This window comes from Halomonas sp. IOP_14 (assembly GCF_021021315.1).
In the GTDB taxonomy this organism is placed as follows: Bacteria; Pseudomonadota; Gammaproteobacteria; order Pseudomonadales; family Halomonadaceae; genus Vreelandella; species Vreelandella titanicae.
Genome location: NZ_JAINWD010000031.1, coordinates 65,497 through 80,924 on the forward strand (window position 1 = coordinate 65,497; position 15,428 = coordinate 80,924).

Genomic DNA, 15,428 nt, shown 5'->3' on the forward strand with positions numbered 1-15,428 from the left:
CCTAGAATTCCGGTCCGATAGAAAAGTGCAAACGCCAATCGTCTTCGTGGTCAAAAGGGTGGGCGATGTCAAAACGAATTGGCCCCACCGGCGAGACCCAACGTACCCCGACCCCGGCGCCCGTTTTCAAATCATTAGGCCCCCAGTTATCAAACGCATCGCCGTTATCTATAAACGTGGCCCCCCACCAATCCCCCGTCACGCGACGCTGATACTCCAGGGTCGAGGTGAGCATTTGCTGCCCACCTCGCAGTCGGCTCTCGTCGTTGCGGGGAGATAAGCTCTCATAGGAGTAACCACGCACACTGCGGTCGCCACCCGCGAAAAAGCGCAGCGATGGCGGTATTTTGGCAAAATCATCGGTTTCAATGGCGCCTAAGCTAATACGTGCCAAGAAGCGGTTATCGTTGCCAATCATGCGGATCCACTCCGTATCCCCCGTGATACGAGCGAATGTCGCATCCGAACCCCAAACGGTATCCGAATACTCTAACGAGAGCTGCTGGCGATCACCCCATAACGGAAAGCGCTGAGGGCGTGTCCGCGTACGCGACCACTGAATACCTGGATAAAACAGCCATACTTGATCCGCTTCGCCGCCCTGTTCAAAGTCTTCATAAGTAGTGCGGAAATAGATCGTTTGCACCCAATCGTTATCAAACTCCCAACGCCGGGCTAGCTCGACAGTGCCTTCTAACGACTTGGTGTCGCTGTCATCGACATTACGAACCCCGTACTGAAGCCGATAGCTGTCGCGAAGCGGGTCTTCCAGTGGCACATTATATACCCCGGTAAAACGCTGCTCTGGGGCAGATAAATAGAGGTCGTGATCAAGGCTATGACCAAAGCGGTTAATCCATGGTTGATCCCAACCAAAGCGCAGCCGTGGCCCTACATCGGTGGCGTAACCAATACCCACTTCAAACTGATGGCGATCAGCAGGTTCAACACTGACATCGATAGGCAATTGGGTATCACTGGGCTTATTAAGACTTAGCGCGCTGGCCAAAGCAGCACTGGTGACTCTCGGGCGCTCCGGCTGAGAGGCGGTGGCTTCACTCCACCAGGGGGCACCACCGCCAGGAGGAGAAATAACCAACTCTTGGGCGGTCTCAAGGCGCGGACGCACCGAGACCGAGCTAAACCAGCCGGTTTCCGCAAGCGACCGATTATAGTCTGCCAGGGTCTGCGCCAAATAGGGGTCGCCCGTCTCGAAGGGCTGCATGCGACGCAATCGATCAAGCTCAATATGGCTTCCGGTAATGGAGGATTCACCAAATTGGTAGCGTGGGCCACTGTCAAAATCCATATACAGGCGCGCACTTTGCAGATACGGACGCACTTCCATGCGTCGATCGGTAAACCCCCAGTCAAAGTAACCGCGCTCAATAGCCAGCCCAGAAAACTGGCTGCTTAATCGATCCCAGGGGGCGTGCCGCAACACATCCCCTTCTTCCAAGGGAAAGTCCTCTACGGCCTGTTGGAAAGGTGGGTCTTCACTCGCATCGCCTTCCACATTGATTGACAGAATTTCAATTTCAACCTGAGGGCCGGGCTCGATTTCCAGCCACGCACGTTTATCAGTGGCGCGCTCAAGGGTTATCTCGGGTTCGTAATAGCCGTAAACACGCATTGCTTCCTCGGTGCGTCGGCGGATCTCACCCTCTAAACGCACCTCGGTATATTGTGCCGCATCGATATTCTGTAAGTAGGCTTGGATGTTGCCTTCGACCTCATCGGAAACACCCGTGACAGTCGCTTCTAATGCCCATGCGCTAGGTGATACGCATAACAGCGGTAGCACAACAGTAACGGTGCGCTTTGTGGCTGATGTCCATCGCCGTTGTCTTCCCATACATTTTTATCCCAACCTAAATCAGCGGCTTCATCGCCTAAGCATTTCAACGCATTAGCATGTTAAAGATTAAGCAATCACACTCATACTTCCGTCGCGCCTTATTAACGCAACATCTCTAGCTGGGCACTGAAAGCTAGCTGCGCCTGGCGTACTTGGCGTACATCGCTTTCCAGCGAATTCAGCCGTTGAGACCACTCCTGCTCCAATGCTTCCAGGGCTGCTTGATCTGCGGGTGCTTCTATCTCTGCAACGGATGTTTCCAGCTCATCAAAGCGTGCCTCGAACGCTGCTCTTTGTGCTGATAGCTGCTCTTCCCAAGCGCTACTGACACTGTTGAGCTGACTATCCAGGCCATTGATGCGCCGTTCGGTCAATTGCTCCAGGTGGGAGACTTCCTCAACAAGATTTTGACGACCCGAGGAACCCGTTTGTTCCAAGGCGTCAAGAGATTCCCTCACCGCCATTAATTGACTGTCGCGCAGTTCGGCTTGCTCTCTAAGTTGAGACAACTGCTGCAACAGTGTATTGATGGAATCACTAGAGACAGTATCCTCGCTAGAAGTGAGAAAACCGTACAACTCTTCCCGAGTAGCGGCCAACGACACTGACAGCTGCTCCTGCTCTTGGAAAAGCGTCGACATCTGAGCTTGTACAAAGGTTATCGTATCTTGTACATCCGTGTCATCCGAATCCAACCGAGCGTGCACATTGGAGACTTCCCCACTTACCCGGTGCAGCTCACTCAGCAGTCGTTCACGTTCATACCAAAGTCCAGCCGCCGCCGCGCCCATAAGCGCAATGATCAGTAGCAAACATAGCCATAGTGGCCATAGCGTGGGCCCCTTTCGGTGACGCAAGTGTTGCGCCGTCAAGCTTTGATCCACATCGGGCACAATACGAGAGGATGCGGTAGCGTCTGGCATGACATTTCCTCAAAGAGTCTTCGGGTCGGCACGGCGGCCAATACCTCGGTACATTAATCCACAGCTGGCAACGAACTCAGGGTCGTAAATATTGCGTCCGTCTAGTACGAGCTTAGCGTTTAAAAGCGAGCCGAGTCGGTGCCAGTCCGGGTTCCAATACGTTTTCCATTCAGTCACCAGCATCAGTACATCGGCCCCCTCACAGGCTTGGTAAGGGTCATGCGTATAGGTGCGCAGGTCGTCACGTTCGCCCACCAAGGCATGAAGAGCTGGCACTGCTGCTGGGTCGTGGAGCTGAACTTTAATTCCTTGCGCCCAAAGCGCCTCTAGCAGCGTTAATACCGGGGCGTGGTCAATACGCGCTGTGCCGGGCTTAAACGCCGCACCCCATATCGCCACGGTTTTACCCGCCAGTTCACCTGCAAAGTGAGCCCACAGTTTGCGAAACAGGGTCTCTTTCTTCTGCTCGTTAATATCCATTACCTGCTCAAGCAGTGCTGAATAGCGACCACTTTGCAGTTGCACATCGGCCAAGCGCATCAAATCCCGGGAGAAATTCGGCCCGCCAAACCCACATCCGGGGTAGAGATACTCAAACCCGATCCGTGAGTCAGCGCCCATTCCCTGGCGGACATGTTCAACATCCACCCCCAGGGTATCAGCCAAGCCAGCAATTTCATTCATATAACTGATACGGGTAGCCAGCATGCCGTTAATTGCCAGCTTGGTGAGCTCTGCAGCGCGGCGCGGCATACACTGAAATACTTCGCTGCGGCGATTAAAGGCGCGTAATAGTTCCCTGGTTACCTGCTCACCAGTGGCATCATCGCAACCTAGCAGCCGCCTAGTGGGGCGGGTAAACGACTCCCACGCCCGCCCCTCTTCCAACGTATCTGGGAGTGCCACGCTGGTGTGCTGCATGCCCATCAGTGCATGCAGGCGCTCGGTCTCGCCGACCGGAAACGTTGAATTATTGATAAGCACTATGCCCTGCTGATCGACCAATAGCGGGTCTTCAACCAACGCACTGGCTGAACTACGCTGCGCAGGAGATAACGCCAGCCAGATCACTTCAGGCGTGCGCGCCTCTTTAAGCTGCTCAATGACCTCCAGTGTCCCATCCGCCAAACCCTGCTCCAGATGAGCCATCAGCTGAGGTTCGCTGCGCAGCCAGTCCACTCGGGAAAGTGCTGACCAGGGGGCGTCAGCGTGCGGCAACCACTGCACCTGATGCCCGACCCAGGCCAACGCAGCGGCGGCCGTCGCTGCGCTCAATTCGCTACCGTAAAGCAACACCCGCATGGGTTACTCTCCTTGTTGGTAACGTGATAACAGGGCTTGGAAACCCTCACCAAACTCGGGGTGACGACGCGCGTAGGCAAGTGTGGCTTCAAGATAACCCAGCGGCTGGCCACAATCGTAGGTCGTGCCCTGCATACGGTATGCCTGCACCCCCGACTGTTCGCGCAGGGTCTCCAGCGCATCAGTGAGCTGAATTTCGCCACCGGCACCGGGCTTGGTGGCTTCTAAAATGGAGAAAATATGGCCTGGCAGCGCGTAGCGACCAATCACGGCTAGGTTTGAAGGCGCTGCATCGCGCTTTGGCTTTTCCACCATTCCCACAAGATCTGCCGATTGGTTAGGTGCAGGCACATCGCCAGCGGGTGCCACGATGCCATACTTCTCAACTTGCTCCCAAGCCACCTCTTCCACCATTAGCTGCGCCGTTTGCTGTTGATCATAAGCTGCCAACATGCCGGCCAAGTCGGTCGTTTGGTTGGCGCTGTTGTCGACCAGCACATCGGGAAGCAGCACTGCAAAAGGTTCGTCGTCGCCGATGATCGGGCGAGCGCATAGCACCGCATGGCCTAACCCCAGCGGTACACCCTGACGAATACTGATAATGCTGACATCATCAGGCACCAAATTGCGCAACATCGCCAAAAGCTCGTGTTTACCTTTCGCTTCCAGGCTGGCTTCTAGCTCGGCGTGGGTGTCAAAGTGGTTTTCAATAGCGCTTTTATTACTACTGGTGACCAGCACAATCTCACGAATACCCGCGGCAATGGCTTCTTCGACCACATATTGAATAACCGGCCTATCGACAATCGTAATCATCTCCTTGGGAATAGCCTTCGAAGCCGGTAAGCAGCGGGTGCCAAACCCAGCAACAGGAAGTACGGCCTTGCGAATCATAAAGAGGTCCTTTTCATGCGTTCCGACACAGGAGTGGTTAGAATGTCCATAATACTGAAGGCGCGGATGGATGCCACCTCGCCAATGGACGATAACCAGTGCAAATGGATAATAACCAGTAACTAAGCGTCAACTCTTCGCTTAATGCGTAACGACAATGGGAGTCACAACATGCAAGCGACACCACAGGATAGCACTGCTGGTCACTATCAAGACAATGTCGATGCAGCAGAAGTCGCCAAATTTGAAGCGCTTGCTAGCCGCTGGTGGGATCCGCAGGGTGAATTTAAACCACTCCACGAGATTAACCCTTTGCGGCTCGATTTTATTGATGCGCGTGCGGGCTTGGTAGGAAAAAAAGTGCTGGATGTGGGCTGTGGCGGCGGCATTTTGAGCGAATCAATGGCCAACCGCGGGGCTAAAGTAACCGGTATTGATCTCGGTGAAGCACCTTTAGCGGTGGCTAGGCTGCACGCGGAAGATCGCGGTGTCGAGATCGATTATCAGCACATCAGTGTGGAAGCCATGGCGGCTCAAAAGCCCGATTTTTACGATGCAGTGACCTGCATGGAGATGCTTGAGCACGTACCCGACCCCGCCTCCGTCATTCGTGCCTGCAGCGCCCTGGTTCGCCCTGGCGGCTATGTGTTTTTCTCTACGCTGAATCGCACCGCCAAGTCCTATGCGTTTGCCATTCTAGGCGCCGAGTACGTGCTTAGACTGCTCCCCCGGGGTACGCATAACTACGCGAAATTTATTCGCCCTTCAGAAATGGCCGCCTGGTCTCGCGACTGTGGCTTAGAAGTGCGTGAGCAGACGGGGCTTACCTACAATCCGCTAACCCGGCACTATCGTTTGGTAAGCCATGATGTTTCGGTCAACTACATGATGTACTGCCGTAAGGTGAGCGATTAAATGCCGATGCAAGCGCCCCAAGCGATTCTCTTCGATCTAGACGGCACCCTGGTCGATACCGCTCCAGATTTAGCCCACGCAACCAATGCGCTACGTATTCACCACGACTTAGAGCCACTTCCATTTGAAGTGATCCGCCGCCAGGTCTCTAACGGCGGTAGTGCGCTGGTGACGCTGGCGCTAGGGTTAGAAGCGACAGCGGATGGACATACTCAAGCACGCCAGTTCTTGCTGGATGCCTACGAGCAGGCGGTCGCGGTGCACAGCCAGGTCTTCTCGCCGCTCGATGTATGGCTGAAAGAGTGGCATGGCAACCAACGACCCTGGGGGATTGTGACCAATAAACCGCGTCGCTATACGCTACCGTTATTGGACGCATTGGCGCTTCAGCCGGGCGCCCTACTATGTGCAGATGACCTGAGTGTAAAAAAGCCAGCCCCTGAGCCGCTCTGGGAAGCTGCCCGGCGGCTAGGCGTTGAGCCGGGTCAGTGCTGGTATATCGGCGACCATGCACGGGATATCGAGGCCGCCGTCGCTGCGGGGATGACGGCCGTGGCCGTTGGCTACGGCTATATCAGCGCAGAGGATGACTATCAACAGTGGCCTGCTGACTTATGGTTTGGAGAGTGTCACGCGCTGGTCGACGCCCTTAACGGTTTCAGACGCTAGCGACAATTTCAAGCGTAAGTACCGGCGGGCATCGACGTGCTGATAAGGGGTTTAAAAGTAAGCGCTATACCCGTGGCGGCTGGGCATCGAGCTTTTGTCCGTTGGTGCCTGCACTGTCTGGCCCCATAAGCCATAAGTAGGTAGGCATGATGTCTTCCGGGGTGCGTAGTGTGAAGGGATCCTCACCGGGGAACGCGGTACGCCGCATTTGAGTCCGTGTGGCACCCGGATTGAGTGAATTAACGCGTACCGTGGACTGGTTATCCAATTCGTCGGCCAACACCTCGACAAACCCTTCGGTGGCAAACTTAGAGACCGAGTACGCTCCCCAATAGGCGCGGCCTTTACGGCCAACGCTGGAGGAGGTGAATATCACCGATGCATCGTCAGACGCCTGCAGTAGCGGCAATAGTGCCTGGGTCATCCAGATGGGCCCATTGATATTCACCTGCATCACCTGCTGCCAGAGCTCAGGGTTATACTGCTCGAAAGGCGTGATGCGACCCAACAACCCAGCGTTATGCAACACCCCGTCCAAACGGCCAAACTCTTTATCCAGCGTTTCCGCCATATCATGAAAATCTTTTAGCGTAGCGCCTTCAAAGTTGAGCGGAAAAATCGCTGGCTGGGGGCCACCGGCCGCTTCGATTTCATCGTAAACGCGCTCTAACTTGGCAATAGTGCGCCCCAATAGAATCACGGTGGCTCCGTGTTGGGCATAGCTCAACGCTGCCGCACGGCCAATCCCGTCCCCTGCGCCGGTTACCAACACGATGCGATTTTCCAATAGGTTGGGCGCTGGTTGATAGTCGATCTTGCAGCTCATGCTGATTCCTTGAAGCAAAAGATATTAACTTGCTGATTGGCGTAAAAAGTCATTGGCAAGGCCCGCGGCACTGCTTTGCGGGTAGTCATCGCGCACTTGCTCGAGTAGCTCACGGCTGCGCTCTGCTTCGCCTTTACGTGCTTTCACTAAGCCTAGCTTATAGATCGCATCCGGCACTTTACTGCTGCCGCTGTACTCCTCGATCACACGGCTAAATGCCTGGTCGGCGGCATCCAGCTCGCCTTCTGCAGCATATAGCTCGCCCAGCCAGTAGTGACCATTAGCCGTTAGACTAGTATCAGGATGGTCGCTAACAAAAGCCTCAAAGGCCGCAATCGCCTCATCAAAACGGCGCGCTTGAACATGCGCAAAAGCCGCTTGGTAATCGGCCTGGGCGTCCTCACTGACATTGCGGCTCGAAGGCGCGTTAACAACTTCTTCAGCGGCCTCAGGCTCGACTGCTGGTGTTGACTGCTCAATCTGAGTTGGACCGCTGCTCATCAGGCGGTCTTCAATATCGAGATACTGCTGCTGGGATTGACGGCGCAGCTGTTCCAACTGGTGGCGTAACTCTTCAATTTGACCACGCAGCTGCTGGATCTCCTGCTGGTGCTCCTGCACCTGGTTAAACAATACCAGGTTACCGCTGGACGCTTCCTGGCGCTGCGTTTGCTGGTAAAAGCTGCTGTTGGAAGAGTTGGAAAGATCTTGAACGAGCGGCTGTTGAGCGGTGGCCGTTAGGGGCAATACGGACAGCGGGAGCACTATGGCTCCCGCACCGCACAGCCTCTCAACGTAACGCTTGAGACTGTGATTCATGATGACTCCGTAGACGTAAACGGCGTGCGATAAGCCGCACGCCGAATTCATCAGTGGTTAAGCATTCAATCGTTAAATGCTCAGTAGTTAAATACAACACGGCGGTTCTGAGCGTAAGCGCTCTCGTCTTGGCCATTGACAGCCGGACGCTCTTCACCATAGCTAACCACGCTCATTTGTGAAGGAGAGACGCCCTGAATATTCAAGAAGCGTTCTACCGCATTCGCACGACGCTCCCCTAGCGCCATGTTGTATTCACGGGTACCGCGTTCATCAGTATGCCCGTGGAGTACCACTTGAGCGTTCGGGTTAGCACGCAGATAGCGCGCATGAGCCATTACCACGGATTCGTACTCGCTCTTAATTGTATCGCGGTCGTAATCGAAATAGATGGTGCGTACTTCTGGGATGCGTGAATCAGCCTGCTGACCAGCGCCTGAACCAGAGGTGGAACCATACTGACTACCCGTGCCTGTACCCGAGGTGCTAGACCCAGTCGTGCTGCCATCCTGGCTACCGTACGAGTCACCGTCTTGGGTTCCGCCGGTGCTGGAACAGCCAGCGATTACCACGATAGATAGCGCTGCTGCTAATGAGCGAGCCAACGGTTTAAGTTGCATAATCAGACTCCTTGCCTGAAAACTGAAATTTTGATGTTAATCAATTTAAGAAGGGTGACCAAGCTGGATCACGAACATCGCCTTGTGCTGACGGCAGCCTGAATGAAGAGCGACCATCGGCAGAAACAGCACTTAGTACCCCACTGTTACCCTGCTGGGTAGCGAAGATTACCATGGTCCCGTTCGGCGCAACACTAGGAGATTCATCTCTTGTTGATTCACTCAATACCACTAAGCGGTCACCGCTTAGGTCTTGCCTTGCTACTTGATAACCACGGCTAGAGCGATGGATCAAGAATATTTGCTCGCCATCCGGCGAGAAGCGGCCACGCGCATTATAATTACCGGTAAATGTCAGGCGCTGGGACTCTCCGCCACCCAGTGTATATTGATAGAGCTGGGGGCCGCCGCTACGATCAGAGGTAAACAACAGGCTGCGTCCATCCGGCGCCCAAGCGGGCTCCGTATCAATACTGTTGTTATTGGTAATGCGCTCTACTGAACGGTTGGCAACATCCATAATGTAAATTTCAGGCTGGCCATCTTTAGACAGTGACATGGCGATACGCCGCCCATCCGGTGACCATGCTGGCGCGCCGTTAATGCCATCGAAGGAGGTCGCCTGCACGCGCTGGCCCGTCGCCACATCCTGGATATAGATCGCCGGACGCTCAGTCTCAAAGGAGACATAGGCGAGCTTGGTGCCGTCGGGCGACCACGCCGGTGACATGATCGGTTCATCAGAGGTCAACACCTGCTCACTACGGCGACCATCGGCGTCTGCAACGTACAGACCAAACTGCATATCGTCACCGATACCTTGGGCCGTGACATAAGCAATTTTGGTGGAGAACGCGCCGCGGATATCAGTAATCTCTTCAAAAATTTGATCGCTGATATAGTGTGCAGCACCGCGCAGGTCATTTCCCCTCACTGTCACGGTTTCACCGATCATTCGACGCTGACCACTGATATCCATCAGTTCAAACTGTAGTTCAAAGCCACCGTCAGTTTGTTCTGCCTGGCCGACGACCAGATAGCGCACGTCCAGCGAACGCCAGGTACCGAACTGCACATCGTCAGATTGGCTAGGCTGCTCAAACATAGCGCTGCGCGCCAAGGGGGCAAAATAGCCACTGCGTTCAAGGTCATCTTGAACAATCTGTGCTACATCTTCGGGAAGGCCGTCTGAACCGGCGAATGGCACGACACCAATCGGCAGCGCTTGATCGCTGCCCCGCGTGATCTCAATGGTTAAGTTAGCACTTGCCACACTGCTAAAAGTGAACAGCAAGCACAATAACCAAAATTTCTTTAACACTTGAGTTTGCATCAACGGACTCCCCCTGGGGAAAAGTTCAAAGTGATATTGCGTCGGATTTCACGCTGTTGATCTTCTGATAATTGTAGTAGCTCAGAAAACGGTGCCGCTTGCTCAACCGCCTGAATAATGGATTGATCAAAGGCACTATCGCCACTCGATGATGTTACGTTTACTAATAATACCTCCCCCGAAGGCCCCAGACGCACATTGACAGAAGCCCGCATACTATCACTTGATCCACCAGGAATTATCCAGGCTTGTTCAATAGCTCGTTTCATTATGTTGCTGAAATTATTTGCAGCCTGCTCAGCCTGCTGGGCATTGGCAGCTGCTTCGGCCTCACCGTCCAGTTGGCGCTGCATAGCCGCCTCGGCAGCTTCTGCGGCTTGGCGTTGGCGCTCAGCTTCTGCTTCACGACGCTGCTGCTCTTCGGCTTCACGCTGACGCTGTGCTTCGGCCTCTCGCTCTCGCTGAGCCTCCTCTTGCTCACGCAATCGCTGTTCTTCAGCTTCGCGTTGGCGTTCAGCCTCCTCCGCTTCACGGCGCTGCTGCTCTTCAGCTTCGCGCTGACGCTCGGCTTCTTCCGCTTCACGGCGCTGCTGTTCTTCGGCTTCGCGCTGGCGTTCTGCTTCTGCCTCTTCGCGTTGCTGCTGCTCGGCGGCTTCCTGCTGGCGTTGTGCCTCTTCCACTTCACGCTGGCGCTTTGCGGCAGCTTCCGCTTCGGCTTCACGTTCAGCCGCTTCAGCAGCCTGCCGTTCGGCCTGCTCAGCCGCTTCTTCAGCTCTACGTTGGGCCTCAGCTTCCGCAGCCGCACGTGCTTCTTCTAGCGCCTGCGCCTCGGCTTCCGCCGCCTGTTGGGCGGCTTCTTCTGCGGCTTGCTGCTCGGCTGCGGCCTGCTGTTCACTAGCTGAAGGCTCTTCCGGTGCATCAGGCTCGGTGGGGGCTTCAGCAGGCGCATTCATCGCCGCCTGCTCTTCCGTTGCTTGCTGCGCCTGGTCAGTAAAGGTTTCGGTGCTTACCAGCGTTGCCTGTACGATCGAGGAGCTGTCAGGTTCTGCGTCTCGATTAGGCAGGCTGATCAAGCTAAACGCTACAATCGCTACGTGCACACCTATCGCCAGAACAGTCGGCCACTTATAGCCGACGTCTTGAGGATCGCGCGGGGATTTCAGTGCCATGTGCTGCGCCTTGCCCTTACCCATCTTTTGACGGCTCAGATAGCAGCCCCACATTAGCCACGCCAGCGCCTTGCAGAGTGCTCATCAAGACGACAATCTGACCGTAGGCCACATTACGGTCGCCGCGTACCATTACCGGTGTGCCTGGGCGACGCTCTATAATCGTTGTCACTCGTGAGGACATCTCATCCAGCGACACCGACGTGGAGTCTTCCCCAAGCGTGATGAAGTACCCACCGTCGCTATCAACCGAGATAATGATCGGATCATTATCCTCCTGGATATCAATGGGCTGAGAGGTGACTTGCGGCAACTCAACTTGTACGCCCTGGGTCAACATGGGCGCGGTGATCATAAAGACCACCAGCAGTACCAGCATGATGTCAATGAAAGGGACGACGTTAATCTCCGCCATTGGCTTGCTTTTGCCGCTACGATTGAATGGTCCTTGCATGGCTCTCTCCCTTAGCTGGCGCTCGGTTTGCCGTCACGACCTTGCAAATTGCGGTGCAGGATAGCGTGAAACTCTTCGGCAAAGTCTTCATATTTGCCCAGCAGGCGAGAAGACGAGTTGGATAGGCGGTTATAGAAAATCACCGCTGGAATCGCCGCAAATAGACCCATGGCTGTGGCAATGAGCGCTTCAGCAATCCAGGGAGCCACCGTAGCAAGGGTCGCTTGCTGAGTCAGTGATAGTGCCTGAAACGACCCCATGATGCCCCATACAGTGCCGAACAAGCCGATATAGGGGCTAGCTGAGGCTACCGTGGCAAGAAACACTAAATGCTGGGTTAAGCGATCCTCTTCCCGAGACCACGCTACGCGCATGCTACGCTGAACGCCTTCCAGCACGGTATCCGGGTCACGGGTTTTAGGCATCAAACGGTTAAATTCACGAAAACCAGCTTGAAAAATATGCTCGGCGCCGTGGCGCGGGTCATCGGCAGGAATCTCACGATAGAGTTCGTTTAAGTCGACACCTGACCAAAAAGACTCCTCAAATTGGTTGTACTCTTTCTTGGCGCGGCCCAGCGCAATACTGCGCTGAAAAATCACTACCCAAGAGAGGATCGACCCCACCAGTAGCAGCAGCATTACCAGTTGCACTACAGTACTGGCATTCATTATCAAATGGGGAATGGACATGGTGTTATCGTTCACAGGTGCCCTCATCAATCTATTAGGGTCGGGATTGCCGACGCAGTGAGTGACCTCTTGGTTAAGAGGCCTGGGTCAAAACTTTAAGCGATGCTGGCCATGCTTTTGGCCGTAAACGTTCGGTGCTCAAGCAGGCTATCTCGACTGTGGCAGAGCATAGGAGTTCCTCATTACGCCAAACCTGCTGTTCAAATGTCATCCGACAGCGCCCAACGTTGGTAACGTGAGCACTAATTTCCAACGCGTCATCCAAGTAAGCCGGTTTCGCGTAGTGACAGGCCAAGCGGTATACCACTAGCTGTGTACCTTCGTCTAGCAGCGTTTGCTGATTCAGGCCCAACTGGCGGAGCCATTCACTACGCGCACGCTCCATAAACTTCAAGTAGTTAACGTAGTAGACAATGCCGCCTGCGTCAGTATCTTCCATATAAACGCGCAGCGGCAGTCGATAACCTTCTCTTGTGCAGCTACTCACGGACGGCGCTCTCCCTCCATATCGGTTGCCTGTTCGTGGGGCACGCGCTCAAAGTGCAGCCACGCCTGGCGGGTGGCCACCCGGCCGCGGGGAGTGCGCATCATCAAGCCCTGCTGAATAAGATAGGGCTCAATAACGTCTTCGATCGTGTCACGTTCTTCACTGATCGCCGCGGCGAGTGAGTCAATACCCACCGGCCCACCGTCAAATTTATCGATCATGGCCAGCAGTAGCCGCCGATCCATATGATCCAAGCCGTGGTGATCCACATTAAGCATATTGAGAGCCGCATCAGCCATGGCGACATCGACGACGCCGTTACCTTTCATTTCGGCGTAATCTCGCACCCGGCGTAGCAGTCGGTTGGCAATTCGCGGCGTGCCCCTTGAACGCCTGGCCACTTCAATGGCGCCATCATGGCTGGTTTCAACTCCTAACAAGCGCGCTGAACGCGAGACAATTTCTGTTAGCTCTTCCAGGTTATAAAACTCAAGCCGCTGCACGATACCAAATCGGTCACGCAGCGGGGAGGTCAATAATCCTGCCCGGGTCGTGGCGCCCACCAGGGTGAAGCGGGGAAGATCCAGTTTAATCGAACGTGCCGCAGGCCCTTCGCCAATCATAATATCGAGCTGAAAATCTTCCATGGCCGGGTAGAGCACTTCTTCGACCACCGGTGACAGGCGATGAATTTCATCGATAAAAAGTACATCGCCAGGCTCTAAATTAGTCAGCATGGCGGCTAGATCGCCTGCCCGCTCGAGTACCGGCCCGGAAGTCGACTTCATACCGACGCCCATCTCGGTGGCAATAATATGCGCAAGGGTCGTTTTACCTAACCCTGGGGGGCCAAATACCAGAGTGTGATCCAGGCTCTCTTCACGCAGCCGCGCGGCGCCGATAAAGATTTCCAGTTGTTCACGCACACGCGGCTGGCCAATATAGTCATCCAGCCGCTTGGGGCGAATCGCGTAATCAATGCGCCCCTCCCCCTGTTCAGGCTCAGCGGCGATCAGCCGATCGTGTTCTAACATAGGTGCTCTTCTTTATGGCGATTCAAAAGGTCTATTCACAAAGGTCTATTCACAAAGGTCTATCCACTACCCACAATTTCGTACTCACACCGCTGCCTGCTTAGCCACCCATGCGCTGGGTGAGCGCGGCTTTAATCAGCGCTTCGGTAGACTGATTGGGGTCGATATCGGCGAGCATTTTCGACGCCTCAGTCAGTTTATACCCCAAGCTAACTAACGCGGCTTCCGCATCAGCAAGACTATCGCGGGTAGAAGCACGGCCATTGGTGGCTTCAAGGGGCAGTAGCGCGTCGCTGCCATCTTCCCACTCGGGAAAACGGTCGCGCATTTCAATAATCAGCCGCTCTGCGGTTTTCTTACCCACTCCTGGCAGGGTTGTCAGCGCTTTGCTGTCGTCATCACGGACGCAGCGCATAAAGGCGTCTTCGTCCATACCCGACAGGATGGCGAGTGCAAGCTTGGGCCCTACGCCATTGACCTTGATCAAGGCGCGGAACAGAGCACGTTCATGCTCACGGCCGAAGCCATAGAGTAAGTGGGCATCATCACGAATGGTTAAATGGGTGAATAATGAGACGCTCTCTTTAATCGCAGGAAGTGCGACCAGCGTATTCATTGAGGTTTCCAGTTCGTAACCTACGCCATGAACGTCGATCACAATCCAGGGAGGTTGCTTTGCCACTAGCTGACCACTCAGACGTCCAATCATAAATACGCTCGCACCGGAATGAAAAAAATAGAGTGAAAAACAGGTGATTACTATAAAGCGACTCTGTACAGGTGACCAGTAGTTCAGCCAGCGGTACAGCGGGAATTAAAGCCGCCAGCGTCCAGTTGAGCGACGGCGGCCCCGAGATGGCGCAGCGGGCAAGCCATGGCTGCTAAACACAGAGCCGTTATAAGCATGGGTTAACGCAATGGCTAACGCGTCGGCGGCATCGGCCTGGGGAGTAGCGGAGAGCTGCAGAATGGCGGTCACCATATGCTGCACCTGCTCTTTGTCCGCGCCGCCCTGGCCGGTCACCGCCTGCTTGATCTGCCGCGCGGCGTACTCGGCAAGGCTCAAGCCATGATTGGCCATACACACCATTGCCGCCCCCCGAGCCTGGCCAAGCTTCAGCGCTGAATCAGGATTTTTGGCCATAAATACCCGCTCAATGGCCACCTGGGAGGGTCGATGCAGGCCGACGACTTCGCTAAGACCGGCGTAAATTTGCGCCAAGCGCTGCTCCAAGGCCCCTTCTGCCGTGCGGATACAGCCACTCGCTACGTAGCAGGGTTTAACGCCAATAATGTCGATCACCCCGTAACCGGTTACCCGGGAGCCAGGGTCTATGCCCAAAATGCGAATGGGTACGACGGGCTTTTGCTCTTCCATGGCGTCGATACTCGTGTGACTAGAACAATCGAGTAGGAAGGGGAGTCGCCTCCCC

The 15,428-nt window shown here is 55.0% G+C and carries 17 protein-coding genes; 2 read left to right on the forward strand and 15 right to left on the reverse strand.

The window, feature by feature from the left end:
- Position 1 precedes the first annotated feature (1 nt).
- The 4 genes from tamA to galU form a co-directional block, all read right to left on the reverse strand.
- On the reverse strand, positions 2-1,855 hold the full coding sequence (tamA, locus tag K7H09_RS17750; protein ID WP_230805419.1) for an autotransporter assembly complex protein TamA: 1,854 nt from the start codon (positions 1,853-1,855) through the stop codon (positions 2-4).
- A 104-nt stretch (positions 1,856-1,959) separates the two neighbouring features.
- Positions 1,960-2,781 carry a hypothetical protein gene (locus tag K7H09_RS17755; protein WP_159176787.1) on the reverse strand — a complete coding sequence of 274 codons (822 nt, stop codon included), beginning with the start codon at positions 2,779-2,781 and terminating at the stop codon, positions 1,960-1,962.
- A 9-nt stretch (positions 2,782-2,790) separates the two neighbouring features.
- The gene (locus K7H09_RS17760; RefSeq protein WP_022523479.1) at positions 2,791-4,083 is read right to left on the reverse strand and encodes a nucleotide sugar dehydrogenase; all 1,293 of its coding nucleotides are present in this window, start codon (positions 4,081-4,083) and stop codon (positions 2,791-2,793) included.
- Between the two features lie 3 nt (positions 4,084-4,086).
- Entirely contained in the window at positions 4,087-4,977 is an 891-nt protein-coding gene (gene galU / locus K7H09_RS17765) for a UTP--glucose-1-phosphate uridylyltransferase GalU (protein ID WP_022523480.1), read from the reverse strand.
- Between the two features lie 171 nt (positions 4,978-5,148).
- Between galU and ubiG the strand changes: the two genes are divergently transcribed.
- Together ubiG and K7H09_RS17775 are read left to right on the forward strand one after the other, a co-directional pair.
- Positions 5,149-5,892 (forward strand): bifunctional 2-polyprenyl-6-hydroxyphenol methylase/3-demethylubiquinol 3-O-methyltransferase UbiG, encoded by a 744-nt coding sequence (ubiG, locus tag K7H09_RS17770; RefSeq protein WP_159176786.1) that lies wholly within the window; start codon positions 5,149-5,151, stop codon positions 5,890-5,892.
- On the forward strand, positions 5,893-6,561 hold the full coding sequence (locus K7H09_RS17775; protein ID WP_022523482.1) for an HAD-IA family hydrolase: 669 nt from the start codon (positions 5,893-5,895) through the stop codon (positions 6,559-6,561).
- A 64-nt stretch (positions 6,562-6,625) separates the two neighbouring features.
- Here the strand turns inward: K7H09_RS17775 and K7H09_RS17780 are convergent, their stop codons facing one another.
- The 11 genes from K7H09_RS17780 to ruvC all read right to left on the reverse strand — a co-directional run bounded on the left by K7H09_RS17780 (position 6,626) and on the right by ruvC (position 15,373).
- On the reverse strand, positions 6,626-7,387 hold the full coding sequence (locus K7H09_RS17780; protein ID WP_022523483.1) for a YciK family oxidoreductase: 762 nt from the start codon (positions 7,385-7,387) through the stop codon (positions 6,626-6,628).
- Between the two features lie 24 nt (positions 7,388-7,411).
- Entirely contained in the window at positions 7,412-8,206 is a 795-nt protein-coding gene (gene ybgF, locus K7H09_RS17785) for a tol-pal system protein YbgF (protein WP_022523484.1), read from the reverse strand.
- A gap of 80 nt (positions 8,207-8,286) precedes the next feature.
- The gene (gene pal / locus K7H09_RS17790) at positions 8,287-8,826 is read right to left on the reverse strand and encodes a peptidoglycan-associated lipoprotein Pal (protein WP_009286695.1); all 540 of its coding nucleotides are present in this window, start codon (positions 8,824-8,826) and stop codon (positions 8,287-8,289) included.
- A gap of 40 nt (positions 8,827-8,866) precedes the next feature.
- Positions 8,867-10,159, reverse strand: a complete 1,293-nt coding sequence (tolB, locus tag K7H09_RS17795; protein WP_022523486.1) for a Tol-Pal system beta propeller repeat protein TolB — start codon at positions 10,157-10,159, stop codon at positions 8,867-8,869.
- Positions 10,159-11,328 carry a cell envelope integrity protein TolA gene (gene tolA, locus K7H09_RS17800; RefSeq protein ID WP_230805427.1) on the reverse strand — a complete coding sequence of 390 codons (1,170 nt, stop codon included), beginning with the start codon at positions 11,326-11,328 and terminating at the stop codon, positions 10,159-10,161. Before tolA ends, tolB begins: the two co-directional genes overlap by 1 nt.
- Positions 11,329-11,344: 16 nt before the next feature.
- Complete coding sequence (gene tolR, locus K7H09_RS17805; RefSeq protein WP_022523488.1) at positions 11,345-11,782, reverse strand: protein TolR; 438 nt, start codon at positions 11,780-11,782, stop codon at positions 11,345-11,347.
- 11 nt (positions 11,783-11,793) lie between these two features.
- A complete protein-coding gene (gene tolQ / locus K7H09_RS17810; protein WP_007114222.1) occupies positions 11,794-12,489 on the reverse strand; it encodes a protein TolQ in 696 nt (231 codons plus the stop codon).
- A 58-nt stretch (positions 12,490-12,547) separates the two neighbouring features.
- On the reverse strand, positions 12,548-12,961 hold the full coding sequence (gene ybgC, locus K7H09_RS17815) for a tol-pal system-associated acyl-CoA thioesterase (protein WP_009286692.1): 414 nt from the start codon (positions 12,959-12,961) through the stop codon (positions 12,548-12,550).
- Entirely contained in the window at positions 12,958-13,995 is a 1,038-nt protein-coding gene (gene ruvB, locus K7H09_RS17820; protein WP_022523489.1) for a Holliday junction branch migration DNA helicase RuvB, read from the reverse strand. Before ruvB ends, ybgC begins: the two co-directional genes overlap by 4 nt.
- Positions 13,996-14,095: 100 nt before the next feature.
- Positions 14,096-14,704 (reverse strand): Holliday junction branch migration protein RuvA, encoded by a 609-nt coding sequence (gene ruvA / locus K7H09_RS17825; RefSeq protein WP_159176784.1) that lies wholly within the window; start codon positions 14,702-14,704, stop codon positions 14,096-14,098.
- Positions 14,705-14,809: 105 nt separating this feature from the next.
- Positions 14,810-15,373: a crossover junction endodeoxyribonuclease RuvC gene (gene ruvC, locus K7H09_RS17830; RefSeq protein ID WP_027959417.1), complete on the reverse strand. Its 564-nt coding sequence runs from the start codon at positions 15,371-15,373 to the stop codon at positions 14,810-14,812.
- Positions 15,374-15,428: the final 55 nt, after the last annotated feature.